Here is a 25,118-nt window from a genome sequence, read left to right as displayed (position 1 = left end):
TCACATGAGGCAGGATCACTAACGGATGCTGAGGTGCACGTGGTTGGTGTGGTCGCTGGAGGGGTCGCCGCCGGCGCGGCTGTAGGACTTCCAACCCGAGGACGGCATCCAGATCTGCCGGTACCAGATCACGTACTGCACGCCGAGGGCGTCGGCGTTCTGGACCAGCCAGGCGGCGAGGTTGTCGCCGTAGGCCTTGTCGTCGCCGTAGGCGTCGCCGCCGAAGGTGCCCGACTGGGCCGAGAAGTCGCAGGCGCGGCCCTTGGGGTGCTCGCCCCAGGATCCGGACCGGTAGCAGGAGACGTAGCGGGTGAAGCCGACGATCTGGGCCTGCTCGAGGGCGTGGAGGGTCCTCGGGGTGAGGCAGCCCCCGGTGGTCGGGTCGTTCTCGGTGCAGCTCTCGTAGGGCAGGGTGCCGTCGGAGTTGCGCGGGGCCGGCTCGGGGTCGGGGGCGTCGCTGGCCGAGGGGCCGGTCGCGGCGTCGCCGCCGGAGGCGGCCAGCTCGCGGGCGGCCTCGTCGCGGGCGGCCTCCATATCGGCGGCCAGTTCCTCCTGCTCGGCGATGTTGTCGTCGAGCGTCTCCTGGGTCGCCTCGATCTCGGCGAGCCGGTCGATGAGCGAGTTGAGCCGGTCGGCGCGCGATTCGCCGAGGAACTCGATCATGGTCATCGCGTCGAGGGCGCCCGAGGGGTCGCCCGAAGCCAGGAGCGCGGAGGTCGACTGGAAGTCGGAGTTGGCGTAGGCGAGGTAGGCGTAGTCCTCCAGCTCCTCGTGGAGCTCCTCCACCTCGTCCTCGGAGTCGGCGAGCTCCTGCTCGAGCTCTTCCTGCTCCTGCTGGAGCGCCTCCAGCTCGTCCTGGGCGTCGAGGTAGTCCTCGATCGCCTGGCTCAGCCCGGCCGAGGCCCCCTCGTCGTCCTGGGCGGTCGACCGGGATCCGGGCGCGACCAGGAGCATCACCGCGGCCAGGAGCGCGATGGAGAGGACGAGCGGCCGTCGGGCGGGGAGCGGGTCGGCGTGGTTCGAGGCGTCGATCAAGGCGGGAGGGTCCTTCGGGTCTTTCGGCCGAGCGGACGTGTCGCCGTACAGCGTAGAACGCGAACGATGGTCGGAATATTCGGGGTCCATCATGCGACCGCAGGTAGTCGACCTACTACGGGCTTCGATGTGTCGAGTATGGTCCCGGTTACTGAACGGGGACGGTACTGGCGCCGACTGGTAAGCTTGTTCGAAATTGAAGCACCAACGGCCGGGAAGGGGGTCGGGAATGTGCGAAGGCAGCTTCGAGGGCCGCTGGCTCTCGCCTGAGGTGAACTCCGTCTGGAACCGGTTCCTGACCGTCACGCACCGGCTCGAGCAGCGCATCGACCGCCGCCTCCAGGACTTCCACGGGATCACCCACACGCAGTACGAGATCCTGGTCCGCCTCGCCGACGCCGAGGACCAGGCCATGCGCATGGGCGAACTGGCCGGACGCATCGTCACCGCCAAGAGCGCGGTCACCTACCAGGTCGGCAAACTCGGCGAGATGGACCTGGTCGAGCGCTTCAAATGCGAGGCCGACAGCCGCGGCACCTGGGTCAAGCTCACCGGCGCCGGACGCGAGCGCCTCGAACAGGCCGCCCCCTGCATCCTGTCGCTGGTCCGCGAGCTGTTCCTCGACTCCATCAACTGCGACCAGGCGCTCGAACTCACCAAGCTGCTCGAGACCTGGTCGGCCAACCTCGACGACCACGACGCCGCCGACCGCGCCCGGTCGCCCGAGTGATCATTTCCGCTGGGGTGGGCCGGTGTAGGGTCAGGCCGTGCCATCGTTTCCGCGGCCCCAGCAGGTGCGGCCCCACCGGGTCGCCGACTTCGCCGACCTCGTTCCCTCGGCGAAGGACTCCGAGCTGTCCGTAACCGGCGTGAGCCTGGCATCGGCCCAGGTCGAGCCCGGCGACCTCTACGCCGCGCTGCCCGGCTCCAGGCGCCACGGCGCCGAGTTCGCCGCGCAGGCCGCCGACCGCGGCGCGGTCGCCGTCCTCACCGACGCCGCCGGCGCCGCGATGCTGGCGGACGACGCCGTTCGGCTCCCGGTCCTGGTCGCCGACGACCCGCGCTCCCTCACCGGCCGGATCGCCGCCCGCGTCTGGGGCCGCCCCGCCGAGCACCTCAACCTCATCGGCATCACCGGCACCAACGGCAAGACCTCCACCGCCTACCTGGTCGAGGCCGGTCTCGCCCGCGCCGGCCGCACCACCGGCATCATCGGCACCGTCGAGACCCGCATCGCCGCCCGGCGGCTCAAGACCGAGCGCACCACCCCAGAAGCCCCCGAACTCCAGGCCCTGCTCGCGGTCGCCCTCGAACGCGGCGTCACCGACGTGGTCATGGAGGTCTCCAGCCACGCCCTCACCCTCGGCCGGGTCGAAGGCTGCCGCTTCGCCGCCGCCGGCTACACCATGTTCGGGACCGACCACCTCGACTTCCACGCCGACCTCGACGACTACTTCAACGCCAAGGCCAAACTCTTCGACGGCCGCGCCGCCGCCGAGGTCCTCAACGCCGACGACGCCCGCGTCGCCACCCTCATCCACCGGGGCGCCCGCACCTACTCCCTGCGCGACCGGGCCGCCGACTACCACGCCTCCGGCATCGCCTCCGACGGCTTCACCCAGACGTTCGCCCTCACCGGCCCCGGCGGCACCGCCGACGGCATGGTCCACATGCCCGGTCGCCACAACGTCGCCAACGCCGTCCTGGCCGTCGCCCTGCTCGACGCGGTCGGCGTCGACCAGGCCACCGCACTGGCCGGCATCGCCTCCTGCGCCGGCGTGCCCGGCCGCATGGAACTGGTCTCCGGCACCGGACCCGTGCGCGGCGTGGTCGACTACGCCCACAAACCCGAAGCCATCACCGCCGTCCTCGACGCCCTCCGCGAGGCCACCCCCGGCCGGGTCATCGCGATCCTCGGCGCCGGCGGCGAGCGCGACCGCGGCAAGCGCCCCCTCATGGGCGCGGCCGCGGCAGGGGGCGCCGACCTCGTCATCGTCACCGACGACAATCCGCGCACCGAGGATCCCTCGCGCATCCGCGCGGAGGTGGCCGCCGCCGTCGAAACCGTGCCCTGCCGTAATATTCCGGGGCGGGAGACGGCCGTCCGCGAAGCCGCCGCGCTGGCCGCTCCCGGCGACAGCATCGCGCTGCTCGGCAAGGGCCACGAGACGACCATCGAGACCGCCCACGGCCCGGTCGAGAGCGACGACCGCGAACTGCTCGCCCGGGCACTGAGCGAGGCCGGCTGGGTCGACCCGCTCAGAGAGGGGCTCGCGGGCCGCGGAGCCGACCAGCGCGCCCAGCGATGAACCGAGCAGGAGGAGACCGCCGCGTGATCCCCATGAGCCTGGCCGACATCGCCGCCGCCCTCGAAGGCAAGCTCAACGAGACGGCCGACCCCGAGGCGATCGTCACCGGCGGGATCGAATTCGACTCCCGCAAGGTCGGACCGGGCGGCCTGTTCCTGGCTCTCGACGGCGCGAACGTAGACGGCCACGACTTCGCCGCCCAGGCGGTCGACCAGGGCGCGGCCGCCGTCATCGCGAGCCGCGAAGTCCCGGTCCCCGCCGTCTACGTCGACGACGGCCTGCGGGCGATCGGCGCGCTGGCCCGCACCGTCGCCCGGCGCAGCGAGGCGGCCGTCGTCGGCGTCACCGGCTCCAACGGCAAGACCTCCACCAAGGACCTCATCGGCCGTCTGTGCGCCGCCCTCGGTCCCACCGTCGCCACCGAGGCCAACTTCAACAACGAGCTCGGCCATCCCTACACCGTCTGCCGCCTCCGGCCCGAGACCGGCTACCTGGTGCTGGAACTGGCCGCCCGCGGCCTCGGACACATCACCGAACTGTGCGAGATCGCCCCGCCCCACATCGGAGTGGTCCTCAACGTCGGCATCTCCCACCTCGACGGCTTCGGCTCCATCGAGACGACCGCCGAGGCCAAGAGCGAACTCCCGCGGTTCCTCGGACCCGAGGGGACCGCGATCCTCAACGCCGACGACCCGCGCGTCGCCCGCATGGCCGAGCGGACCCGCGCGACCGTCGTCACCTTCGGCGTCGAGCGACCCGCCGACGTCACCGCCGCCGACCTCGACCCCCACGACGGCCGCCACCGCTTCACCCTCCGCACCCCCGACGGCGAGGCCCCGGTCGCGCTGCGGCTGTGGGGCGGCCACCACGTGCCCAACGCGCTCGCCGCCGGAGCCGCCGCCTGGCGGCTCGGCATGGGCACCGAACGCATCGCCGCCGTCCTCTCCGAGGCCGGACGCCAGTCCGAGCGCCGCATGGACGTCTACACCCTCGCCGACGGCACGACGATCATCGACGACTCCTACAACGCCAACCCCGCCTCGACCGGCGCGGCGATCCGCGCCCTCGGCCAGGTCCCCACCGCCGGCCGCCGCATCGCGGTCATCGGCCTCATGGCCGACCTCGAAGACCAGAGCGAGGACTGCCACCGCCGCGCCGGCGAGCAGGCCGCGGCGGCAGGGGTCGACGAGCTCATCGCCGTCGGCGGAGGAACCGAACCGGTCGTCGACGGCTTCGCCGGAGACGGCCGCGAGCACCGAATCGGCGGCGCCGACGGCGCCGCCGCCACCCATGTACCCGACCAGTCCGCGGCCGTCGACCTGCTGCGGACCCGGCTGCGCCCCGGCGACACCGTCCTGGTGAAGGGCTCCCGCTACCGCACCTGGGACGTCGCCGACTACCTGCGCGCCAAGGAGGACCACCGACAGTGAGAGCTGTAATCATCGCCGCGTTCGTGGCGTTCGCGCTCACCCTCGCGCTGACGCCCGTCGCGGCGAGCCTGTTCCGCAGACTCAAGGCCGGGCAGCCGATCCGCTCCGACGGACCCCAGACCCACCTCGCCAAAGCCGGCACCCCCACCATGGGCGGTGTCGTCTTCATCGCCACCACCGTCATCGCCTACGTCGTCGGGCACCTGGTGCTGATGGCGCTCCCCGAATCCGAGACCGAGGCCTTCTCCCGGCCCACCAACTTCACCGCCACCGGGCTGGTGCTCATCGGGCTCTTCGTGACCTGCGGATTCGTCGGCTTCATCGACGACTGGCTCAAACTGCGCCGCAAGCACTCCGGCGGCATCTCCGGCAGGATGAAGATGCTCGGCCTGACCGGCGCCGCGATCGCGTTCGGCGTGGTCGCCCTCTACTACACCGGGTCGATCGACTCCGACGAGATCTCGGACACCGTGGCGACGCCCTACCTGTCGTTCACCCAGCAGATCGACGAACTCCCGCTGACGAAGATCGGCGCGGTCATCCTCTTCATCTTCATCGTCAACGCCACCGCCAACGGCGTCAACCTCACCGACGGCCTCGACGGCCTGGCCACCGGCGCCTCCATGATGGCGTTCCTGGCCTACCTCATCGTCGGATTCTGGCAGTACCGCCACTGGTGCGGCGGCGCCGGCGAGAACCTCTCCGCGAACTACTGCTACGACGTCCGCGACCCCCTGGAGATCGCCCTCATCGCCGGTGCCGCCGCCGGCGCCATGTTCGGCTTCCTGTGGTGGAACACCTACCCGGCCAAGATCTTCATGGGCGACTCCGGCTCGCTCAGCCTCGGCGGCCTCATCGGCGGCCTCGCCCTGGCCTCCAAGACCGTCCTGCTGCTGCCGATCATCGGCGGACTGTTCGTCATCATCACCTTCAGCGTGATCATCCAGATAGCCTCGTTCAAGATGACCGGCCGCCGAGTGTTCCGCATGTCGCCGCTCCAGCACCACTTCGAATTGGCCGGCTGGTCCGAGGTCACCATCGTGGTCCGCTTCTGGATCATCGCCGGCATCGGCGTCGGCATCGGCCTGGGCTTCTTCTTCGCCGACTTCCTGCGGATCGCGGGATAGCGCATGGAGATCGCCGACCGGATCCTGGTGGCCGGCGCCGGCGTCGCCGGCGCCGCCTCCGCCGAAGCGCTCCTCGACCGCGGGCGGGCCGTCACCGTCTACGACCGCGCCGACTCCGAGCGGCTCCGCGGACTCGCCGAACGCGGCGCGCGCACCGTCTCGGCCCCCGACTTCGACCCCGGCCTGCTCGACGCCATCGAGCAGGTGGTCGTCTCGCCCGGCTTCCCGCCCCACCACCCGGTCGCCGCCGCCGCGGCCCGGCGCGGCCTGGAAACCTACTCCGAACCCGAACTCGCCTGGCGGCTGCGCGGCCACGGCGCCCCCCGCTGGCTCGCCGTCACCGGCACCAACGGCAAGACCACGACCACCACCATGCTCGCGGCCATGCTCGGGGCCGCCGGCCTGCGCACCGCCGCGCTCGGCAACATCGGCGAACCCCTCGTCTTCGCCGCCAACGGACCCTACGACGCGCTCGCGGTCGAGCTGTCCAGCCAGCAGCTCCACTGGTCGCGACTGCTCGCACCCGAAGCGGGGGCCATGCTCAACCTCGCCCCCGACCACCTCGCCTGGCACGGCGCCTTCGACGCCTACGCCGAGGCCAAGACCGCGATCTGGCGCGGGGGAGCGGCCGTGGCCAACCTCGACGACCCGGCCGTGGCCGCCTTGGCCGAGCACACCCCCGCCCCGGTCACCGGCTTCACGCTCGGCGAGCCCGAGCCCGGTCAGTTCGGTGTGGCGCTCGGTTCCCTGGTCGACCGCACCGGGTCCGCCCCGGTGCCGATCTGCCCGGTGGACCGGGTCCGGCCCGCCGGGGCCCACAACGTCGCCAACGCCCTGGCGGCCGCCGCGCTCGCCCGGCTGGCCGGGGTCGGCCACGAGGCCATCGGCCGGGCACTGCGCGAGTACACCCCCGAGGCGCACCGCAACGTCACCGTCGCCGAGTCCGGCGGCGTCCGCTGGGTCGACGACTCCAAGGCCACCAATCCGCACGCCGCCGCCGCCGCGCTCGCCGCCTACGAACCGATCGTCTGGATCGCCGGCGGCCAGCTCAAAGGCGTCGACATCGACGACCTGGCCGCGCGGTTCTCGGGCCGCATGCGCGCCGCCATCCTCATCGGACAGGACCGGGCCGAGGTCGCCGACGCTCTGGCGCGACACGCCCCCGGCCTCCCGGTCACCGTCCTCGAGGGCGAGGACGATTCGGTCATGACCGACCTCGTCGCGGCCGCCGCCGCATACGCCCGCCCCGGGGACACCGTCCTGCTGTCCCCGGCCGCGGCCTCCTTCGACATGTTCGACTCCTACGCCCACCGCGGGGACGCCTACGCCGCCGCGATCAGGCACACTCTCGGTATGGACGACCGGGGCGGGGACGAGTGAGAAGCGGGTTCCTCGATACGCTGCGCGGCCTCCTCGACCGGCCGCTGGCCTCCTACTACCTGCTGCTGTCCGCCAGCGCCCTGCTGCTGACCGTCGGCCTGGTCATGGTGTTCTCGGCGACGATGGTCGAGTCGTACGCCCAGCAGGGCTCGGCGTTCGCCGTCATCCTCCGGCAGGCCACGTGGGCCGTGATCGGGCTGGTCGCCTTCTGGGTCGCCCAGCGGCTGCCGGTGCGCACCTACCGCGGCATCGCCAGGCCCCTGGTGGTGCTGTCGTTCCTGCTCGGCGTGGTCCTGCTGGCGCCGGACTTCGGGACCGCGGTGGTCGGCACCGACGACCTGTGGATCCACGTCGGCCCGGTCCAGTTCCAGCCCGCCGAGATCGCCAAGTTCGCGCTGCTGCTGTGGGTGGCCGACTCCCTGGTGCGGCTCGGACCCCGCATCGCCTCCTGGCGCGACCTGGCCGTCCCGCTGTTCCCCCTCGCGGGCCTGGTGATGGTCGTCATCGGCTACTCCGATCTGGGCACGATGATCATCATCGTCACCATGTTCATCGGGCTGCTGTGGTCGGCGGGAGTCCCGATGCGCATCCTCGGGACCCTGTTCTCGATCGCCCTGGTCGGCTCGGCGCTGCTGATCCTCTTCGAGGGCTACCGCATGGAGCGCATCCTGTCGTTCAACCGGCCCGAGGAGTACGCCGACACCTGGGGCTACCAGGCCATCCAGGGCTACTACGCGATCGCCGACGGCCGCTGGTTCGGCGTCGGCCTCGGCGAGAGCCGCCAGAAGTGGGAGTGGCTGCCCAACGGCCACAACGACTTCATCTTCGCGCTCATCGCCGAGGAACTCGGCGTGGTCGGGTGCCTGGTGATCCTCGCGCTGTTCGGAGTCCTGGTCTACACCGGGTTCCGCATCGCGCGGCGCTCGGAGGACCCGTTCCGCATGCTCGTCGCCTCCGGCGTCACGATCTGGCTGGCCGGCCAGGCGTTCATCAACATCGGCGGCGTCCTCGGACTCATCCCCATCACCGGGGTCCCGCTGCCGTTCATCTCCGACGGGGGCACGGCCCTGGTCGTCGTCCTCGCCGCGGTCGGCATGCTCGCCGGGTTCGCACGCGCCGAACCCGAGGCCGCCCGTGCGCTGCGGGCGCGCAACCCGTCCCGCCTCGTACGCTTCCTGTGGGCCCCGCTGCCGCCCGCACCAACCGAGAACCCCGATTCCGTCCCTACGACCAGAAAGCCTTGAAGTGCCACAGCTCCGTTCGGTCGTGCTAGCCGGTGGCGGCACCGGCGGCCACATCTACCCGCTCCTGGCCTACGCCGACTGCCTCCGCCGCCACGACCCCCAGATCCGCATCACCTGCCTCGGCACCGAGAAGGGCCTGGAGAACGACCTCATCCCGAAGGCCGGATACGACCTGCGCAACGTCCCGGCGCACCAGCTCCCGCGCAAGGTCAACCTCGACCTGCTGCTCACCGCCCCGCGGATGCTCAAGGCCATGAAGGCCACCCGCGCGATCCTCGACGAGGTCGAGGCCGACGCCGTGGTCGGGTTCGGCGGCTACGTCGCCGTGCCCGCCTACCTGTCGGCGTGGCGCCGCAAGACCCCGATGGTCGTCTTCGAGTTCAACGACCCGCCGGGCGTGGCCAACAAGCTCGCCCTGAAGTTCAGCGACAATCTGGCGCTCGGCTTCCCGCACCTGCCGCGGACCTCCCCGCTGCTGGCCGACGGCACCATCACCGGCGTGCCGCTGCGCCCGGCGATCTCCCAGCTCGACCGCGGCGCCCGCCGCGCCGAGGCCTGCGCCCGCTTCGGACTCGACCCGGCCCGGCCCACCCTGTTCGTCTACGGCGGGTCCCAGGGCGCCGACTCCATCAACCAGGCCGTCTCCGGCGCCGCCCGGGCCCTGACCGGCCGGGGCATCCAGGTCCTGCACATCATCGGGGCCCGCCGCGAGGAGCCGGTCCACGTCCCCGACGGCCTGCCGGTGGCCTACCGGACCCTGCCGTACCTCAACGAGATGGAGCTCGGCTACGCCGCCGCCGACATGGTGATGGGCCGCGGCGGTTCCATGACCGTCGCCGAGGTGACCGCTCTCGGCCTGCCGACGGTGTTCGTGCCGATGCCGTGGGGCAACCGGGAGCAGTACCGGACCGCCGGCCCGGTCGTGGCCGCCGGCGGCGCGATCTTCTGCGACGACGAGAAGCTCGACCCGGCCTGGATCGAGGCGAATCTGATCCCGTTGATGAGCGACCGCGGCAGGTTGGGGGAGATGGCCCGGGCCTCGGCCGACTTCGGCCGCTCCGACGGCGACGAGGCCCTGCGCCAGTTCACGCTGAAGGCGGTGGCGCACGCGTGACCGGATCCAACGACCTGACCTCGCCGATCGACGAGGGCGTCACCGCCGAGGACCTCGGTCGCACCCTGTTCATCGGCGTCGGCGGCGTCGGCATGAACGGCCTCACCCGCCTGTACGCCACGCGCGGACTGCCGGTGTCGGGCTCGGAGCTGAAGGACTGGCCGAGCCTGCCCGAGCTCGAACGGCTCGGCGTCGACCTCCACCGCGAGCACGCCGCCTCGAACCTCGACGGCGTCGACACCGTGGTCCGCTCCACCGCCCACAACGACGACCACCTGGAAGTGGCCGAGGCGCGGCGGCGCGGCATCCGCGTGTACCACCGTTCGGAGGCGCTGGCCGCGGCGATGACCGGGCTCGAGTCGATCGTGGTGACCGGGACCCATGGCAAGACCACGACCACGGCGATCATCGTCCAGATGCTGCGGTACGCCGGCAAGGACCCGTCCTATGTCAACGGCGGCGAGATCATCGGCGCCCACGCCGGCGCGCACGGGTCCGGTGAGCACTTCGTGGCCGAGGCCGACGAGTCCGACCGGTCCTTCCTGCGCTACCGGCCGGAGATCGGCGTGGTCACCAACGTCGATCTCGACCACCTGAACACGTACGGCGACATGGAGGCGCTGACGGCGGCGTTCGAGCGGTTCTGCCGCCACACCAGTGAGAACGGCCTGCTGGTCCTGTGCGCCGACAGCCCGGGGACCGCGGGGCTGGCCGAGCGGTTCCGTGCCGAGGGCCGGGCCGTGGCGACCTACGGCTTCGCCGAGGACGCCGACATCAGGATCGGGGAGGTCGAGTCCCACAGGGACGGCGTTGACTACACGGTGCTGCTCCACGGCGAGCGGCTGGGGCGCTTCCACCTTCCGATGCCGGGCGCGCACATCGCGCTGAACTCGGCGGCGGCGATCGCCGTCGGGCTCCACATCGGCCTCGACGCCGACGTGATCGCCAAGGGCATCGCCTCGTTCGGCGGCGTCAAGCGCCGGTTCGAGAACCGCGGCGAGACCGGCGGGTACCGGGTGTACGACGAGTACGCCTACCACCCGACCGCGATGACCGAGGCGGTCAAGACGCTCAAGGAGGTCGCCTCGCCGGGGCGGCTCATCGTGGTGTTCCTGCCCTACCGGGTCTACCGCACCGTCGAGATGCGCGCCGAGATCGCCGAGGCGCTGTCCCTGGCCGACAAGGCCGTGGTGATGGAGATCTTCGGTCCGGGCGAGCGGATCCCCGAGGGGGAGGGCGGCGAGGCGCTGCGGGACGCGATCGACCTGCCCGAGGCCGACAAGGTCTTCGTCGCCGAGTGGGGCGACGTGCCGGGGGCGGTGCGCGCGATGGCCGAGCCCGGTGACGTGGTGGTCACGATGGGCGCCCCGCCGATCTCCCTGATGCCCGACGACCTCCTCGCCTGAGCGGCGGGCTAGTCGGCCGCGCGGCCGGCGCGCCAGTAGCCCATGAAGGCCCCGCACTCCTTGGGCAGGCCCAGCTCTCTGCGGAGCGTGCGGCGGATCGATTTGACCGCGCCGGCCTCGGCCGCCACCCACGCGTAGGCGCCGCAGGCGCCGGCCTGCTCCGGTGCCTCCCACAGGAGCTGCCGGTCGACGTCGATCTCGTCGACCTCTTGCGGCTGCGGGGTCAGGTCGAGCCCTTCGGCTGCCGCGGTCACGGCCGGGACGAGCCGCTCGCCCCACGCGCCGCCGCGGGCGAGCCAGTGCACCTCGACCTGGGGCGGCCGGTCGAGCTCGAGTGCGTCCGCGGCGGTCGGGACCTCGATGAAGACCCGGCCGCGGGCCGTTGTCGGCAGTCGCTCCAGGATGGCGGCGATCGCCGGAGCCGCCGTTTCGTCGCCGCCGATCAGGAGTTCGGCGCCGGCCGGCGCATGAAAATCGATGCCGCCGTGGACGCCTCCGAAGCGCGCGTCCGGGCCCAGCAGCACCAGTTCGTCGCCGACGGACGCGCCGAGCGCCCACCGCAGCGCCGGGGCGTCGCAGCCGGATTCGGGCTCGTGGATCACCATGTCCACATCGACCTCGCCGAGGTCGCGTCGGACCGCCCGGACCGTGTAGGTTCGCACCCGGCACCGCTCGTCGTCGGGCAGTGCCCGCAGCTCGGAGTACCAGCGGTCACTCACCGGCAGCTTGTCGAATCCGCAGGCCGGGGCCGGGAAGATGAGTTTGATGCGCTGGTCGAAGCCGTTGTCGGCGAAGTGACGCAGCCCCTCGGCGCCGAAGGTGACCCGCAGGAACGACGGGCTCAGCCGCCGGAGCGCCTGCACCCGGCACCGGAACGGCTGCCAGGGGCGGACGGTCTCGGGCACGGCCTCGGCGGTCTGCGTAGTCACTCGCTCCTCCTCCAGGTGAATAAGGTTTGCCTAACCTTATATGAGGCCCCGGGCATGTCGCCACCCCCTCCCGGCCCGCTCATGGCATCATCGAGCGATGCCGGGTGGACGCGAAGCGACCGAAGCGGGACCGTGGAGACTCGTCCACGTCATGCGCCGCCGCCTGCCGGGCCGGCGCCTGCGATGGTTGCTCTTGGCCGTCGCCGCCACGCTCGTCCTGGCCTTCGTCCTGGTGTGGACCACGCCGCTGTTCGCCCTCAAGGAGGTCCGCGTCTCCGGAACCGGCGTCCTCGACCCCGGCGAGGTCGCCGAGGCGGCCGACGAATACCTCGATCGGTCGATCCTCCGCGCCGATCTCGAAGCCATCGCCGACGAAGTCGCCTCGTTGCCGGCGGTGAAATCGGTCCGCGTCGCCCGCTCCTGGCCTCGTTCGGTGCTCATCGAAGTGACCGAACGCGATCCGTATCTGGCGGTGCCGTCGGGGGACGAGACTTTTCTCATGGTCGATTCCGAAGGGGTCGTGTTCGACCGAGTCGGTGAGATATCCGAGTCAATTTGGAAGGTCGAACTCGCCGAGCCCGGACCGGACGACCTCGCCACGCTCGAGACCCTCGCAGTCCTGCAGGCACTTCCGTCCGGCCTCGCCGATGAGGTCGAACGGGTGTCGACCCCGTCCCCCGCCGCCGTCACCCTCCAACTCGAAGGTGGACGGACGCTCGTGTGGGGCGACGGATCGCAGAACGACAAGAAAGCTCGCGTCGCCGATCGATTGTTGGCGAGCGGGTACGAACATGTCGATGTCAGCGCACCGGATGCACCCACTGTGAGTTAGCGTTAGGGAGGAGCGGGGTGCACGCACATCCCGTTTGTCGCACCATGGGGCCGGTCAGGGAAGGAAGGCAGACGCGATGACACCACCGCACAACTACCTCGCCGTCATCAAAGTCGTTGGAGTCGGAGGCGGCGGAGTCAATGCTGTCAACCGGATGATCGAGGCCGGACTCAAAGGCGTCGAGTTCATCGCGATCAACACCGACGCGCAGGCACTGCTGATGAGCGACGCCGACGTCAAACTCGACGTCGGCCGCGAGCTCACCCGCGGCCTCGGCGCCGGGGCCAACCCCGAAGTCGGCGCGAAGGCCTGCGAGGACCACCGCGACGAGATCGAAGAGGTCCTCAAGGGCGCCGACATGGTATTCGTCACCTGTGGAGAGGGCGGCGGCACCGGCACCGGCGGGGCTCCGGTCATCGCCAACATCGCCCGCAAGCTCGGTGCGCTCACCATAGGGGTGGTCACCCGCCCGTTCGCCTTCGAGGGCAAACGCCGCCAGACCCAGGCCGTGACGGGAATAGAGGATCTGCGCAACGAGTGCGACACGCTGATCGTCATCCCCAACGACCGGCTGCTCCACCTCGGCGACCGCTCCATCTCCATGATGGACGCCTTCCGTCTCGCTGATCAGGTGCTGCTCTCCGGTGTCCAGGGCATCACCGACCTCATCACCACGCCGGGCCTGATCAACCTCGACTTCGCCGACGTCAAGAGCGTCATGAGCGGCGCCGGTTCCGCACTGATGGGCATAGGTTCGGCCAGAGGGGAGAGCCGCGCCGTCGAAGCCGCACGCGCCGCGATCGAGTCCCCTCTGCTCGAGCAGAGCATGGAAGGCGCCCGCGGGGTGCTCCTGTCGATCGCCGGCGGCTCCGACCTCGGACTGTTCGAGATCAACGACGCCGCCGAACTCGTCTCCGACTGCGCCCACACCGACGCCAACATCATCTTCGGCGCGGTCATCGACGACGCACTCGGCGAGGAGGCCCGCGTGACGGTGATAGCCGCCGGCTTCGAGACCGACGAGTCCGATTTCGAGCTCGGCCGCAAGCCCATCGCGATCCACGAGCACGATTCCGAACCGCGCGACGAGTCCCCGCCGACCCGGGAGCCCTCGACCCCGGAGCCGCGCAAGGTCCTGTTCGACGACGTGGACGTGCCGGACTTCCTCAAGAATGGCTCCTGACGCCGACCGACGCGACCGGCTGCGGGCCGGCCTGGACCGGACGCGCGAGGACGTGGCCGCCGCGTGCGCCGAAGCCGGACGCGAACCGGATTCGGTGCGGCTCATCGTGGTCACCAAGACCTTCCCCGCCTCCGACGCCGCCATCCTCCTCGAGGCGGGCCAGAGCGACCTGGGGGAGAACCGCGACCAGGAGGCCGCGCCGAAGGCCGCCGAACTCGCCGCGCAGGGGCTCCGGCCCACCTGGCACTTCGTCGGGCAGTTGCAGCGCAACAAGGCCCGCTCGGTGGCGCGCTACGCTGACTGGGTCCACTCGGTCGACCGCGTCCGCCTGGTCGACGCCCTCGACAAGGCCGCCGCCGCCGAATCGCGCGTTCTCGACTCCCTCATACAAGTGAGCCTCGACGGCGACACCTCCCGAGGCGGCACCCCGGCCGCCGAGACGACCGCGCTCGCCGAGCGGATCGCGGCGGCCGAGTCGCTGCGCCTGCGCGGGGTCATGGCCGTCGCCCCGCTCGGCTGGGACTCGGCCAAAGCCTTTGAGCTGCTTGCCGAATGCTCCCAGAACGTGCAACGCGTCGAACCGGCCGCCACCGAGATCAGCGCCGGCATGAGCGGCGACTTCCGGGCAGCCGTAGCCGCTGGGGCCACAATGGTCAGACTGGGCAGAAACGTACTCGGCACTCGCGGGCCCATGGCGTAAGGTATTGAAATATCCGAGATTCAGCCGCCGGGGGCGGTCTAATATCCCACTGAAAACACATGCGTGTAAGGAGTCGGCGCTAGGATGAGACCGCGTACCTGACTCAACAGGGCGGCCCGAGGAGGGAGCACGATCGATGGGCGCGATGCGGAAGGCAGGCGTTTGGCTCGGCCTCATCGAAGACGAGGAGGACCGCGGCTACCGCGGCTACGACGACGGCGACGAGTTCGCGGACGAAGCACCGGCCCGCAGTAGCCGCCACACCCAGCGGACCACCGGCCGCATCGGCCGCGAGGACCGCGGGACCGTCCGTCAGCTCAACCGCGGCGCCGGGTCGGTCACGCCCCTGACCCGGGACAACCTCGCGCTCGCGGAGTCCGCCCCGGTGCGGGCCGTGCCCGAGCAGGAGGAGCGCTCGGCCGCGAACTACCGGATCACCACGCTGCACCCGACGACCTACAACGAGGCGCGCACCATCGGCGAGCGCTACCGCGACGGCACCCCGGTCATCATGAACCTCTCGGAGATGGAGGAGGCCGACGCCAAGCGGCTGGTCGACTTCGCAGCCGGGCTGATCTTCGGGACACGAGGATCTTTCGAGCGAGTCACCAATCGGGTGTTCTTGCTCTCTCCTCCCCATGTTCAGGTGACCGCTGAGGACAAGGCCAAGATCGCGGAGGGCGGTTTCTTCAACCAGTCGTGACTGAGGAATACTGGCGACCGTGAACTTGGCACTTCAGCTCGTCTATCTGGCGCTCTTCGGCTTCTACCTCTTCCTGCTCGCCCGTCTGGTCGGCAGCGTGGTCGTCCAGTTCTCGCGGCGATGGCACCCCGGCCCCCGCGCCGCGGCCTTGCTCGAGACGGTCTTCAGCGTGACCGACCCGCCCCTGAAGGGGTTGAGGAAGGTGATCCCTCCCCTCAAGCTTGGTACTGTATCCATTGATCTGGCGTTCCTGGCGCTGCTGCTGATCGTGTGGATCCTGATGGACTTCGTCGTCGGGAGCGCGATCCGCTAGTGGTGCGGGGGTGGTGCGAGACCCGATTACGGTGTCGAGTGGCCTCGGTCGCCAGGCAGTAGCGAGAAGGAGTTTCGAATGCCGCTGACCCCAGCAGACGTTCACAACGTCACGTTCAAGAAACCCATGCTCGGAAAGCGCGGATACGACGAGGACGAGGTCGACGGTTTCCTCGATGAGGTGGAGCGGGAGCTCGCGCGCCTCAGCGACGAGAACGGCGAGCTTCGGGCCCAACTGGAAAGCCTCCGCGCCGGTGCTCCCCCCGGGGCCGCCGACCACGCCGAGATGGCCGCCGCACTCGACCGGGTGCAGCGGGAGAAGCACGTCGCCGAGCAGCAGATGCAGGAGCTCGAGTCGGAGCTGCACGAGACCCACCAGCAGATGGTGGCCGCTCAGCAGCAGACCCAGCAGCTCCAGCAGCAGGTGCAGCAGCTCCAGGCGCACGCCGGCGCGCCGCCGCAGGGAGGCGGCGAGGGCCCCGGCCAGGGCGGCGAGCAGGAGGCGCTGCGGCTGCTCATGGTCGCGCAGCGCACCGCCGACGAGCACCTCGACGACTCCCGTCGCGAAGCCGACACGCTGGTCACCGAGGCGCAGCGCGAGGCCAAGTCGATGATGTCGGAGGCTCAGCACGAGTCGAAGACGATGGTCACCGAGGCGCAGCGCGAGGCCGAGAGCATGGTCGGCGAGGCCCGATCCCAGGCCGAGGACCTGGTCGGTCAGGCCCGCGACAAGGCCGAGCGGCTCGAGATCGAGGCCGAGCAGGAGCGCCAGAAGGTCATGGGGGCCCTGGAGGAGAAGCGCGCTTCGCTGCTCAAGCACATCGAGGAGCTCAAGACCTTCGAGCGCGAGTACCGCACCCGCCTGAAGCTGTATCTGGAGAGCCAGTTGCGCGACCTCAACGGCCAGCGCGGCGAGGACGAGACCGAGGAGCCCGCCGCGCAGGCGGTCGAGAACGAGCGGACCGGCGGCAAGGGCGCGGGGGCGCGCCCGGGCACGTTCGCCGGTCTCCCCGGGGGGCGGAGCTAGCCTGCGGGCGTTTTCGCCGTCCGGAGGCCGTAACCTGAAGGGGAGTCGCCTCGTTGGACGTGGGTGAGGCGCGCGGGGTTCCCCGCGCCGCCCGCCATGCGTTCGGATGACGCGGCCCCTCGGGCCGCATGGGACTGCACGCGAGGGCACGGCCCTCCGTGCTGGGGGAGGCGACTCGTCGTGATCGTCAGCAGCCTGCTGATCCTCTTCACCGCGGCGGTCTTGTTGACCATCGGCATCGTCAGCGGCAGCGACCGGCTGCTGCTCACCTCGATCGCGGCGAGCCTGGCCGCCGCGGTCGCGCTCTACTTCGGCGTCGCCGCGCGGTCCCGGCGCCGTCCGGCTCCGGAGCGGCGGCCCGCCGCCGACGACACCCAGGAGCTGGCGCGGATCGGGTTCGGGGACGCTCCGACCACCGAGATCCCGGTGGTCCGCGGCCGGGTGTTCGAGCCCACCGACTACCAGGTCGATCGGGAGCCGGAGGTCAGGTTCGAGACCCCGCCGCGGCAGAACGCCCGGGGCCGCCACCAGTCGTCCGACGACATGGGCGACGAGCCGCCCGAGCAGCGGATGTCCAGCGTCGAGGCCGCGGGCCTGCGGCGCTTGGACGCCCAGGTGTCCGTCGTCGACGGCCGCCCCCGCTTCCACCTGGCCGGTTGCGTCCACCTGGTCGGCCGCGATCCGGAGTCGCTGCCGGTCGCCGAGGCCCTCGATCTCGGTTTCGGCCCGTGCTCGCTGTGCGAGCCGGCCTCGCAGCTCCTCGTGCCCCAGGCCGCCGGCCGCTGATCCGCACGGACGGTCGGCGGGCGAGTTCCCGAAGTAATTGACCTACTTGCAGGAGTTGCGTATCCTGTGAGCTTAATTGCGCGGCGTGCGTCCACAGTTTCGGACCTCACCGCGCTTGTCCTCGTCTTGACGAGGTGTCATGAGGTACGCGACTTGGGGAGCCAGGATGCACGACGCCCGATCCGGGAGGAGCGCGCGTGCCCACCTGGGTAGCGTCCCGGACGAACTACCGGAACCGATACCGACACACCCCTCAAGAGGCCCGTCATGAGTGCTGCCAAGAAGCCGCAGAAGCAGGCCGCCAAGAAAGCGGCGAAGAAGACCGCCGCCAAGAAGGCCGCCGCGAAGAAGGCGGCTGTGAAGAAGGCCACTGCGAAGAAGACCACTGCGAGAAAGTCCGCGAAACCGGCGGCCGAGTCCGCCGCTTCGGCGAAGGCCGCGAAGCCGAGCCGCACCGAGTCCGAGCAGGCCGAGCTCCGCGCCGCACTCAAGGAACGCCTCGACGAGCTGGTCGACGAGCAGGAGCGCTTCGTCGACTCGATCGCGACCGCGCAGCGTGAGCGCCTGTCGGACACCGCCGGCGACGACCAGATCGACTCCGGCTCCAAGACCGTCGAGCACGAGCACGAGGTGGCGCTCGCGGGCGCCATCTCCGAGCGCATCCGGCAGGTCCGGCACGCGCTCGAACGGCTCGACGACGGCGACTACGGGATCTGTGAGAGGTGCGGCAAGCCGATCCCGGCGGCTCGGCTCGCCGCGTTCCCGTCGGCTACGCTCTGCGTCAGTTGCAAAGAGCTGGAGGAGCGACGCTGAGCGAGGACACGCATCCCGATACCGCCGTGGCCGACCAGGAGCGAGCGCCGGAGCGCCGCCGGGGCCTGATGGTGGCCTACTTCCTGATCGCGGCGTTCGTGATCGGGCTGGACCAGCTCACCAAGGCCCTCGCGGTGAACCACCTGGACCCGTCCGAGCCGGTGCGGCTGCTCGGCGGCCTGGTCCATCTGAGCCTGACGCGCAACCCGGGCGCGGCCTTCAGCCTCGCCACCGACTACACCTGGGTCCTGGCGATCATCGCCACCGGCGTGGTCGGGTTCCTGATCCTCCTGGGGCGCAAGATCGTCTACCCGGCGTGGGCGATCGCGCTCGGCCTGGTCCTCGGAGGGGCCGCCGGCAACCTCATCGACCGGGTCCTGCGCGCGCCGTCGGTCCCCTCGGCCTGGTTCGAGGGCGGCCTCGGCGGCTTCTTCACCGAGTCGAACATCGGCATGGGGCACGTGGTCGACTTCATCAGCGTCTTCCGGCCGCACGGCCAGGCCTTCCCGATCTTCAACCTGGCCGATTCCGCCCTCGTATGCGGCGTGATCCTGATCGTCCTGCTGGAGCTGACCGGCCACGGCTTCTCGCCGGCCTCGCGCCGTGCCGACCGGTCGGAGGAGGAGCGGTGATCGCCGAGCGCCCGACCCGCTCGGTGCCGATCCCCGAAGGGTTCGAGGGCCAGCGGATCGACCAGGTCGTCTCCCGCCTGCTGGGCCTGTCGCGCACCGTCGCCTCCGAGCTGGTGACCGCCGGGGACGTCACCGTCGACGGCCGCCCGTGCGCGACCAAGTCCGAGCGGGTGAACGCCGACGCCTGGCTCGAAGTGACGCTGCCGCCGCCGCCCGCCGACGTCCTGGCCGCCCCGGCCGAGCCGGTGGAGGGCCTGGACGTCCTGTTCGACGACGACGACATCGTGGTGGTCGACAAGCCGGTCGGCGTCGCCGCCCACCCCAGTCCCGGCTGGACCGGCCCCACGGTGACCGGCGGACTGGCCGCAGCCGGATTCCATCTCAGCAGCTACGGCGCCGAAGAGCGCCGAGGCATCGTGCACCGCCTGGACGCGGGCACCTCCGGCGCCATGGTCGTCGCCAAGAGCGAACGCGCCTATGCGGAGCTGAAGCGGGCGTTCAAGGAGCGGCGCGTCTCCAAGCGCTACCGGGCGATGGCCCAGGGGCACCCCGATCCGCTCACCGGGACGGTCGACGCGCCGATCGGGCGGCACCCGCGCCACGACTACAAGTGGGCGGTGGTCGCCGAAGGCAAGCCGAGCATCACCCACTACGACACCATCGAGGTCTTCCCCGGCGCTTCGCTGATGGACGTCGGTCTGGAGACGGGCCGGACCCACCAGATCCGGGTCCACTTCGCGGCCCTCGGCCACCCGCTGATCGGCGACACCACCTACGGGGCCGACCCCGTCCTGGCCGAGAAGCTGGGCCTGGCCAGGCAGTGGCTGCACGCCTACCGGCTGGAGTTCGTCCACCCCGGGACCGGTGCGACCGTGGCTTTCGAGAGCGATTACCCCGAGGATCTCGCCGGGGCCCTGGCGCGGTTGCGGGCCGAGCAATGAGGAACCACTAGACTGCGAGTGGAACCATGGACGTCGGGCGCCGCGATGCGCTCGACGTGATGCATGCCTCGACCCCGGCGAGCCGTGGCCCGCGATTCACAACCGGCCTTGAGAGATCGTTGTGTTCTAATAGTCGCGGGTAGTAGTGGATCCAACCGGGATGGTGTGGTGAAACGATCTGGCCGAGAGGAGGTTGCGCGTGGGCTCACCCGAAGCCTGGAACGGTGATCGCCCGGATAACGGGTCCCGGTGGCGGAACTTGCTTGGACGAGGGCGCGGGCGCGGCGGCGCCCAGCAGGCGCCCACCCCGCCGCAGCGCGAAACGCACGCTTCCCCGCCGGAGGCGCCGCGCTCGGCACCACCGAACCCGTCGGTACCCACCGCGGGACGCCGACCGGTGCCGCAGCAGCTCCCGCCGCAGACGCCCCCGCGCCCGCCGCAGGGCCTGCCCCCGCAACCGCGGCGCCCGGCTCCGCCCGAGGCCGAGCCGAGCGAGGGAGCGATGGAGCGGCTCCGCCGCGACTTGGGCCGCAGCCGGGTCATCGCGTTCATCAACCCCAAGGGCGGGGTCCACAAGACCACCGCCACGGTCCTTTCGGCGGCCGCCATGGGTAACGCCCGCGGCGGCGGCATCATCGCCTGGGACGACAACGAACTCCGCGGCACGCTCGGCCTGCGCGCCGGCTCCGCCCGGCACGGCCGCACCATCCGGCACCTGGTCGAACACCTCAGCGAGGTCGAGGCCGCCGGCGTGCACCTTCCCGAGCACCTCGACGAATTCCTGCGCCATTCCTCCGACGGCTCCTTCGACGTCCTCGCCGGCGACGAGGACCCCAAGCTCCAACGCCATCTCGATCCCACCACCGTGCTGCGGGTGCTCGACATCCTCACCCGCACGCACCAGGTCGTGTGCATCGACACCGGCAACAACGTCGAGTCCCACAACTGGCGCACCGTGGTCGCCTCGGTCGACCGGCTCGTGGTCACCACGGTGCCCCGCGAGGACGCCGCGTTCGCGGCCGACTGGATGCTGGACCTGCTGGAGGAGAACGGCTACGGGAACCTGGTCAGCAACGCCGTGACGCTGCTGTCGATGCCCACACCCAACGCCGGCCCGCTCCTGGACGACCTGCGCCGGCACTTCTCCTCGCGCACCCGAGCGGTGGCGGTCGTGCCCTACGACCCGGCCCTGGAACCGGGCGCGAAGATCGAGTTCTCCGGGCTGCGCCAGTCCACCCGGGCCGCCTGGTACGACGCAGCCGCCACCATCGTCGACGGGTTGTAAGGCCGGCCGCGAACGTCCCGCGGTACGGCGTTGCGGCGCTGTGGCAGGATCGTCGGCGTGACTGACGACGCCGAGCGCACCGCCGAGCTCCGGCCCGGCCCCGAAGACCCGGCCGCCGACCGCGGTGAGCGCACCCTCGGACGAGACCTGCTCGCCGCCGGAGTCCTGGCAGTCATCCTGACCGCGCTCGGCTTCCCGTTCGCGATGCTCTGGCAGCTCATCACCCCCAGGGTCGAGTACCTCACCGTCGAAGGCGGCTGGGTCCCCACCGAGAGCCAGCCCGACGGCTACGTCCTGGCCGACCTCTACTTCTCCGGGCTGGGGCTCCTGCTCGGCATCGCCGCCGCCATGATCGCCTGGGCGGTCATGCGCGAGCGCCGCGGCCCGGCGGTCCTGCTGGGCCTCACGGTCGGCTCGGTGGCCTGCCAGGCCGTCGCCTGGCGACTGGGCAGGCACGAATGGGAGTCGTTCTGGGAGGCCGCCCGCGCCGCCCCGTCCGGCGTCCACATGTGGCGCCCGCCCTCGGTCCTGTTCGTCGAGCTCGACCCGGCCGCGGCCTGGGACGCGCTCCTCGCCGGCGACCTCACCGGGGCGCTCGGCTCGCTCCAGCTCGGCGCGCTCGCGGTCATGGCCCTCGCCGCGGTGTTCACCTACACCGTCTGCGCGGGCTGGTCGCGTCGGCCCAGTCTGCGGGCGCGCGTTCCCGAATAGCGGTATCCCCGTCGCGGGCCGACGAGCTGCCACTACGCTTGTAGCGTGCTCAGACGCATCGACCTTTCAGGAGCAGTAGCCGACTACCCGGCCCGCGCCCTGCGCGGGCTGCTGCCGCGCGCCGTCTTCGACGTGAACGCGGCCCTGCGGCAGATCCAGCCGCTGCTGGACGACATCGCCGACCGCGGCAAGGAAGCGGTCGTCGAGACCGTCCAGCGCTTCGACGGCGTGCATCTGGAGCACCTGCGCGTCCCCGAGGCCGCCGTGAAGAGCGCCGAGCGCGAACTCGACGAAGACCTCCGGCGGGCCTACCGGACCGCCGTCGACCGGGCCCGCGCCGCGCACGAGGCCCAGCGCCTCCCCGAGGTCGCCACCGAGGTCGCCCCCGGCGGCACGGTCACCGAGCGCTACGTCCCGGTCGGCCGGGTCGGCCTCTACGCGCCCGGCGGGCTCGCCGTGCTCGCCTCCAGCGTCATCATGAACGCCGTCCCCGCCCAGATCGCCGGGGTCGGCTCCATCGCGCTCGCCAGCCCGGCCCAGCAGAGCAACGGCGGCCTGCCCGACCAGGGCATCCTCGCCGTCTGCGGCCTGCTCGGCATCGACGAGGTCTACGCCGTCGGCGGCCCCGCCGCGATCGGCATGTTCGCCCACGGCGCCGGCGAGTGCGAACCGGTCGACATGATCACCGGCCCGGGCAACATCTACGTCACCGCCGCCAAGCGCGCCGTCCGCGGCCTGGTCGGCACCGACACCGAAGCCGGCACCACCGAGATCGCGATCATCGCCGACGACACGGCGGATCCGGTCCACGTGGCCGTGGACCTGATCAGCCAGGCCGAGCACGACCCGGCCGCCGCCAGCGTGCTCATCACCGACTCGGCCGCGCTGGCCGAGGCCGTCGACGCCGAACTCGAACGCCGCGTCCCGGCCACCCGCCACCGCGAGCGCATCGCGACCGCGCTGGCGGGGGAGCAGTCGGGCACCATCCTGGTGGCCGACCTCGACGAGGCCGTGGCCGTGGCCGACGCCTACGCCGCCGAGCACCTGGAGATCCAGACCGCCGACGCCCGCGCCGTGGCCGACCGCGTCCGGAACGCCGGGGCGATCTTCGTCGGCGCCCACTCGCCGGTCTCGCTCGGCGACTACTGCGCCGGCTCGAACCACGTGCTGCCGACCGGCGGCTGCGCCCGCCACTCGGCCGGGCTGAGCGTCCACACCTTCCTGCGCGGGGTCCACATCGTCGACTACTCGCGCGAGGCCCTCCGGGCGGTGGCCGACGACGTGGTGGCCTTCGCCGACTCCGAGGACCTCCCGGGCCACGGCGAGGCGGTCTCGGCTAGGTTCGCACCGTGAGCGAGATCGAGAACCTGCTCCGCGAGGACCTGCGCGGGCAGCGGCCTTACGGCGCGCCCCAGCTTGACGTGCCGGTGCAGTTGAACACCAACGAGAACGCCTACGCGATCCCCGACGACGTCGCCGAGGTCGTCGAGCGGTTCCTGGCGCGCGAGGTCCGCGGCCTCAACCGCTACCCCGATCGCGACGCCGCGGCGCTCCGGGAGGACCTGGCGGCGTACCTGCGGCACGGCCTGACCGCCCGGAACGTGTGGGCCGCCAACGGGTCCAACGAGATCCTCCAGCAGTTGCTGCAGGCCTTCGGCGGGCCCGGCCGCACCGTCCTGGGCTTCATGCCCTCGTACTCGATGCACCCGCTGCTCGCGCGCGGCACCGGCACGGCCTTCGTCGACGCCGGACGCGAGGCCGACTACACCCTCAGCCCCGGCCACGTGCGCGAGGCCGTCGCCGAGCACGACCCGGACCTGGTCTTCCTGGTCTCGCCCAACAATCCGACCGGGACCGCGCTCGGTACCGACGTCATCGACGCCGCCTGCGAGGCCGCCCGCGGCATCGTCGTCGTCGACGAGGCCTACGCCGAGTTCGCCCGCGACCCCGCCGCGACCGCGCTGAGCCGCCTCGAAGGACGCCGGCGGCTCGTGGTCACCCGCACCATGAGCAAGGCCTTCGCCTTCGCCGGGGCCCGCGTCGGCTACCTCGCCGCCGATCCCGAACTGGTGGAGAAACTGCTGCTGGTGCGGCTTCCTTACCACCTGTCGAGCCTGACCCAGGCCGCCGCGCGGGGAGCCCTCGCGTGCGCCTCCCGGCTCCAGGCCGAGGTCGACGCGCTCAAGCACCAGCGCGACCGGATCGTCAAACACCTGCGCGCGGCGGGCCTGCCGGTGGCCGACTCCGACGCCAACTTCGTGCTCGTCGGCGGCCTCGCCGACGCACCCGCGGTGTGGAGGGCCGTCCTGGACCAGGGCGTGCTGATCCGCGACGTCGGCCTCCCCGGCCGCCTGCGGGTCACCGCCGGCACCGAAGAGGAGACCGCCGCGCTCCTGAGCGCCTTCGAGACGGTCATGGAGCAGAGCCCGGAACTGTTTGGAGAGCAGCGTTGAGCCGTACCTCGCACATCACCCGCACCACCGGTGAGACCGGCGTCGACGTCCAGGTCGGCCTGGACGGGTCCGAGCGCACCGTGGAGGTCGCCACCGGCGTCGGATTCTTCGACCATATGCTCCACCAGCTCGGCAAGCACGGCGGATTCGATCTGCGGATCAACGTCAAGGGCGACCTGCACATCGACTCCCACCACACCATGGAGGACACCGCCATCGCCCTCGGGCAGGCCTTCGCCGAGGCCCTCGGCGACCGGCGCGGCGTGGTGCGCTTCGCCGACGCCTCGGTGCCGCTCGACGAGGTCCTCGCCCGGTCCGTGGTCGACCTGTCCGGTCGGCCCTACATGGTCCACGACGAACCGGTCGAGCTCGCCCCGATGATCGGCACCGACTACCCGACCTCGATGACCCGCCACATCCTCGAGTCCTTCGCCTACCACGCGCGGATCTGCCTGCACGTGTCCGTGCTGCGCGCGGCCAACCCGGGGCAGAAGCCCGACGCCCACCACGTCGTGGAGGCCCAGTTCAAGTCCCTGGCGCGGGCCCTGAAGTACGCGACCAGGATCGAAGGCGAGGACATCCCGTCCACCAAGGGCGTGCTTTGAACGAGTACCTCGGACCGATCCTGCTCATGGCCATCGCCGGCATACTCCTGGGCGGCGCCCAGAGCCTGCGCAAGCACGAGAAGTACGCCGCCTCGCTCATCTGCGCGGTGATCGCGCTGGCCGCGTTCGGCGGCGGCATCTACCTGATCTATCGCTAGGAG

General features: G+C 71.2%; 25 protein-coding genes and 1 pseudogene. 24 read left to right on the top strand and 2 right to left on the bottom strand.

What is annotated here, in order from left to right; all coding sequences use genetic code 11:
* Positions 1–18: 18 nt before the first annotated feature.
* Positions 19–1,035 (bottom strand): coiled-coil domain-containing protein, encoded by a 1,017-nt coding sequence (locus CUT39_RS10395; protein ID WP_100446250.1) that lies wholly within the window; start codon positions 1,033–1,035, stop codon positions 19–21.
* Positions 1,036–1,264: 229 nt separating this feature from the next.
* On the opposite strand from CUT39_RS10395, the gene CUT39_RS10390 reads away from it, so the two are divergent.
* Genes CUT39_RS10390 through murC form a run of 8 tightly spaced genes read left to right on the top strand, consistent with a single transcriptional unit; the run spans position 1,265 to position 11,045 of the window.
* Positions 1,265–1,765 (top strand): MarR family winged helix-turn-helix transcriptional regulator, encoded by a 501-nt coding sequence (locus tag CUT39_RS10390; protein WP_100446248.1) that lies wholly within the window; start codon positions 1,265–1,267, stop codon positions 1,763–1,765.
* Positions 1,766–1,802: 37 nt separating this feature from the next.
* On the top strand, positions 1,803–3,344 hold the full coding sequence (locus tag CUT39_RS10385) for a UDP-N-acetylmuramoyl-L-alanyl-D-glutamate--2,6-diaminopimelate ligase (RefSeq protein WP_100446246.1): 1,542 nt from the start codon (positions 1,803–1,805) through the stop codon (positions 3,342–3,344).
* Between the two features lie 23 nt (positions 3,345–3,367).
* On the top strand, positions 3,368–4,774 hold the full coding sequence (locus tag CUT39_RS10380; RefSeq protein WP_100446244.1) for a UDP-N-acetylmuramoyl-tripeptide--D-alanyl-D-alanine ligase: 1,407 nt from the start codon (positions 3,368–3,370) through the stop codon (positions 4,772–4,774).
* Complete coding sequence (mraY, locus tag CUT39_RS10375; RefSeq protein WP_100446242.1) at positions 4,771–5,901, top strand: phospho-N-acetylmuramoyl-pentapeptide-transferase; 1,131 nt, start codon at positions 4,771–4,773, stop codon at positions 5,899–5,901. Before CUT39_RS10380 ends, mraY begins: the two co-directional genes overlap by 4 nt.
* Before the next feature lie 3 nt (positions 5,902–5,904).
* A complete protein-coding gene (murD, locus tag CUT39_RS10370) occupies positions 5,905–7,281 on the top strand; it encodes a UDP-N-acetylmuramoyl-L-alanine--D-glutamate ligase (RefSeq protein WP_100446240.1) in 1,377 nt (458 codons plus the stop codon).
* Positions 7,278–8,525 carry a putative lipid II flippase FtsW gene (gene ftsW, locus CUT39_RS10365; RefSeq protein WP_100446238.1) on the top strand — a complete coding sequence of 416 codons (1,248 nt, stop codon included), beginning with the start codon at positions 7,278–7,280 and terminating at the stop codon, positions 8,523–8,525. The genes murD and ftsW overlap by 4 nt, the downstream gene beginning before the upstream one ends.
* Position 8,526: 1 nt before the next feature.
* On the top strand, positions 8,527–9,639 hold the full coding sequence (locus CUT39_RS10360) for a UDP-N-acetylglucosamine--N-acetylmuramyl-(pentapeptide) pyrophosphoryl-undecaprenol N-acetylglucosamine transferase (protein WP_100446236.1): 1,113 nt from the start codon (positions 8,527–8,529) through the stop codon (positions 9,637–9,639).
* Complete coding sequence (gene murC / locus CUT39_RS10355; protein WP_232805699.1) at positions 9,636–11,045, top strand: UDP-N-acetylmuramate--L-alanine ligase; 1,410 nt, start codon at positions 9,636–9,638, stop codon at positions 11,043–11,045. Before CUT39_RS10360 ends, murC begins: the two co-directional genes overlap by 4 nt.
* 8 nt (positions 11,046–11,053) lie before the next feature.
* Here the strand turns inward: murC and CUT39_RS10350 are convergent, their stop codons facing one another.
* A complete protein-coding gene (locus CUT39_RS10350; RefSeq protein WP_232805698.1) occupies positions 11,054–11,974 on the bottom strand; it encodes a siderophore-interacting protein in 921 nt (306 codons plus the stop codon).
* A 97-nt stretch (positions 11,975–12,071) separates the two neighbouring features.
* Here CUT39_RS10350 and CUT39_RS10345 point away from each other — a divergent pair, with 97 nt between their 5' ends.
* The 16 genes and pseudogenes from CUT39_RS10345 to CUT39_RS20255 all read left to right on the top strand — a co-directional run bounded on the left by CUT39_RS10345 (position 12,072) and on the right by CUT39_RS20255 (position 25,115).
* Complete coding sequence (locus CUT39_RS10345; protein ID WP_198587041.1) at positions 12,072–12,806, top strand: cell division protein FtsQ/DivIB; 735 nt, start codon at positions 12,072–12,074, stop codon at positions 12,804–12,806.
* 76 nt (positions 12,807–12,882) lie between these two features.
* Positions 12,883–13,822, top strand: a pseudogene (ftsZ, locus tag CUT39_RS10340) (cell division protein FtsZ); the annotation flags it as partial.
* 156 nt (positions 13,823–13,978) lie between these two features.
* The gene (locus CUT39_RS10335) at positions 13,979–14,689 is read left to right on the top strand and encodes a YggS family pyridoxal phosphate-dependent enzyme (protein ID WP_100446230.1); all 711 of its coding nucleotides are present in this window, start codon (positions 13,979–13,981) and stop codon (positions 14,687–14,689) included.
* Between the two features lie 136 nt (positions 14,690–14,825).
* A complete protein-coding gene (locus tag CUT39_RS10330; protein WP_100446228.1) occupies positions 14,826–15,392 on the top strand; it encodes a cell division protein SepF in 567 nt (188 codons plus the stop codon).
* A gap of 19 nt (positions 15,393–15,411) precedes the next feature.
* Positions 15,412–15,705 carry a YggT family protein gene (locus tag CUT39_RS10325; RefSeq protein ID WP_100446226.1) on the top strand — a complete coding sequence of 98 codons (294 nt, stop codon included), beginning with the start codon at positions 15,412–15,414 and terminating at the stop codon, positions 15,703–15,705.
* Between the two features lie 78 nt (positions 15,706–15,783).
* Positions 15,784–16,731: a DivIVA domain-containing protein gene (locus CUT39_RS10320; RefSeq protein WP_100446224.1), complete on the top strand. Its 948-nt coding sequence runs from the start codon at positions 15,784–15,786 to the stop codon at positions 16,729–16,731.
* A gap of 180 nt (positions 16,732–16,911) precedes the next feature.
* Positions 16,912–17,517 carry a hypothetical protein gene (locus CUT39_RS10315; protein ID WP_198587040.1) on the top strand — a complete coding sequence of 202 codons (606 nt, stop codon included), beginning with the start codon at positions 16,912–16,914 and terminating at the stop codon, positions 17,515–17,517.
* A gap of 357 nt (positions 17,518–17,874) precedes the next feature.
* A complete protein-coding gene (locus tag CUT39_RS10310) occupies positions 17,875–18,330 on the top strand; it encodes a TraR/DksA family transcriptional regulator (protein WP_408611133.1) in 456 nt (151 codons plus the stop codon).
* Complete coding sequence (locus CUT39_RS10305; protein ID WP_232805697.1) at positions 18,303–18,962, top strand: signal peptidase II; 660 nt, start codon at positions 18,303–18,305, stop codon at positions 18,960–18,962. The genes CUT39_RS10310 and CUT39_RS10305 overlap by 28 nt, the downstream gene beginning before the upstream one ends.
* Complete coding sequence (locus CUT39_RS10300; protein WP_232805696.1) at positions 18,959–19,903, top strand: RluA family pseudouridine synthase; 945 nt, start codon at positions 18,959–18,961, stop codon at positions 19,901–19,903. Before CUT39_RS10305 ends, CUT39_RS10300 begins: the two co-directional genes overlap by 4 nt.
* Before the next feature lie 397 nt (positions 19,904–20,300).
* Positions 20,301–21,188 carry a MinD/ParA family ATP-binding protein gene (locus CUT39_RS10295; RefSeq protein ID WP_232805695.1) on the top strand — a complete coding sequence of 296 codons (888 nt, stop codon included), beginning with the start codon at positions 20,301–20,303 and terminating at the stop codon, positions 21,186–21,188.
* A 57-nt stretch (positions 21,189–21,245) separates the two neighbouring features.
* Positions 21,246–21,899 carry a DUF2567 domain-containing protein gene (locus CUT39_RS10290; protein ID WP_100446216.1) on the top strand — a complete coding sequence of 218 codons (654 nt, stop codon included), beginning with the start codon at positions 21,246–21,248 and terminating at the stop codon, positions 21,897–21,899.
* A gap of 45 nt (positions 21,900–21,944) precedes the next feature.
* Positions 21,945–23,252: a histidinol dehydrogenase gene (gene hisD / locus CUT39_RS10285; protein ID WP_100446214.1), complete on the top strand. Its 1,308-nt coding sequence runs from the start codon at positions 21,945–21,947 to the stop codon at positions 23,250–23,252.
* Positions 23,249–24,352, top strand: a complete 1,104-nt coding sequence (locus CUT39_RS10280) for a histidinol-phosphate transaminase (RefSeq protein ID WP_100446212.1) — start codon at positions 23,249–23,251, stop codon at positions 24,350–24,352. Before hisD ends, CUT39_RS10280 begins: the two co-directional genes overlap by 4 nt.
* Positions 24,349–24,957, top strand: a complete 609-nt coding sequence (hisB, locus tag CUT39_RS10275; protein WP_100446210.1) for an imidazoleglycerol-phosphate dehydratase HisB — start codon at positions 24,349–24,351, stop codon at positions 24,955–24,957. The genes CUT39_RS10280 and hisB overlap by 4 nt, the downstream gene beginning before the upstream one ends.
* Positions 24,954–25,115 (top strand): hypothetical protein, encoded by a 162-nt coding sequence (locus tag CUT39_RS20255; RefSeq protein ID WP_157930593.1) that lies wholly within the window; start codon positions 24,954–24,956, stop codon positions 25,113–25,115. The genes hisB and CUT39_RS20255 overlap by 4 nt, the downstream gene beginning before the upstream one ends.
* Positions 25,116–25,118 lie beyond the last annotated feature (3 nt).

Origin of the sequence: Glycomyces xiaoerkulensis, assembly GCF_002798405.1 — a bacterium.
In the GTDB taxonomy this organism is placed as follows: Bacteria; Actinomycetota; Actinomycetes; order Mycobacteriales; family Micromonosporaceae; genus Glycomyces; species Glycomyces xiaoerkulensis.
Note: the sequence above shows the minus strand (reverse complement) of the source record. Positions and strands in the feature narration are given on the sequence as shown.

Coding starts and splice junctions, on each gene's coding strand:
- CUT39_RS10390 (WP_100446248.1), top strand. CDS start 1,265: ATGTGCGAAGGCAGCTTCGAGGGCCGCTGGCTCTCGCCTGAGGTGAAC.
- murD (WP_100446240.1), top strand. CDS start 5,905: ATGGAGATCGCCGACCGGATCCTGGTGGCCGGCGCCGGCGTCGCCGGC.
- CUT39_RS10345 (WP_198587041.1), top strand. CDS start 12,072: ATGCCGGGTGGACGCGAAGCGACCGAAGCGGGACCGTGGAGACTCGTC.
- CUT39_RS10335 (WP_100446230.1), top strand. CDS start 13,979: ATGGCTCCTGACGCCGACCGACGCGACCGGCTGCGGGCCGGCCTGGAC.
- CUT39_RS10330 (WP_100446228.1), top strand. CDS start 14,826: ATGGGCGCGATGCGGAAGGCAGGCGTTTGGCTCGGCCTCATCGAAGAC.
- CUT39_RS10320 (WP_100446224.1), top strand. CDS start 15,784: ATGCCGCTGACCCCAGCAGACGTTCACAACGTCACGTTCAAGAAACCC.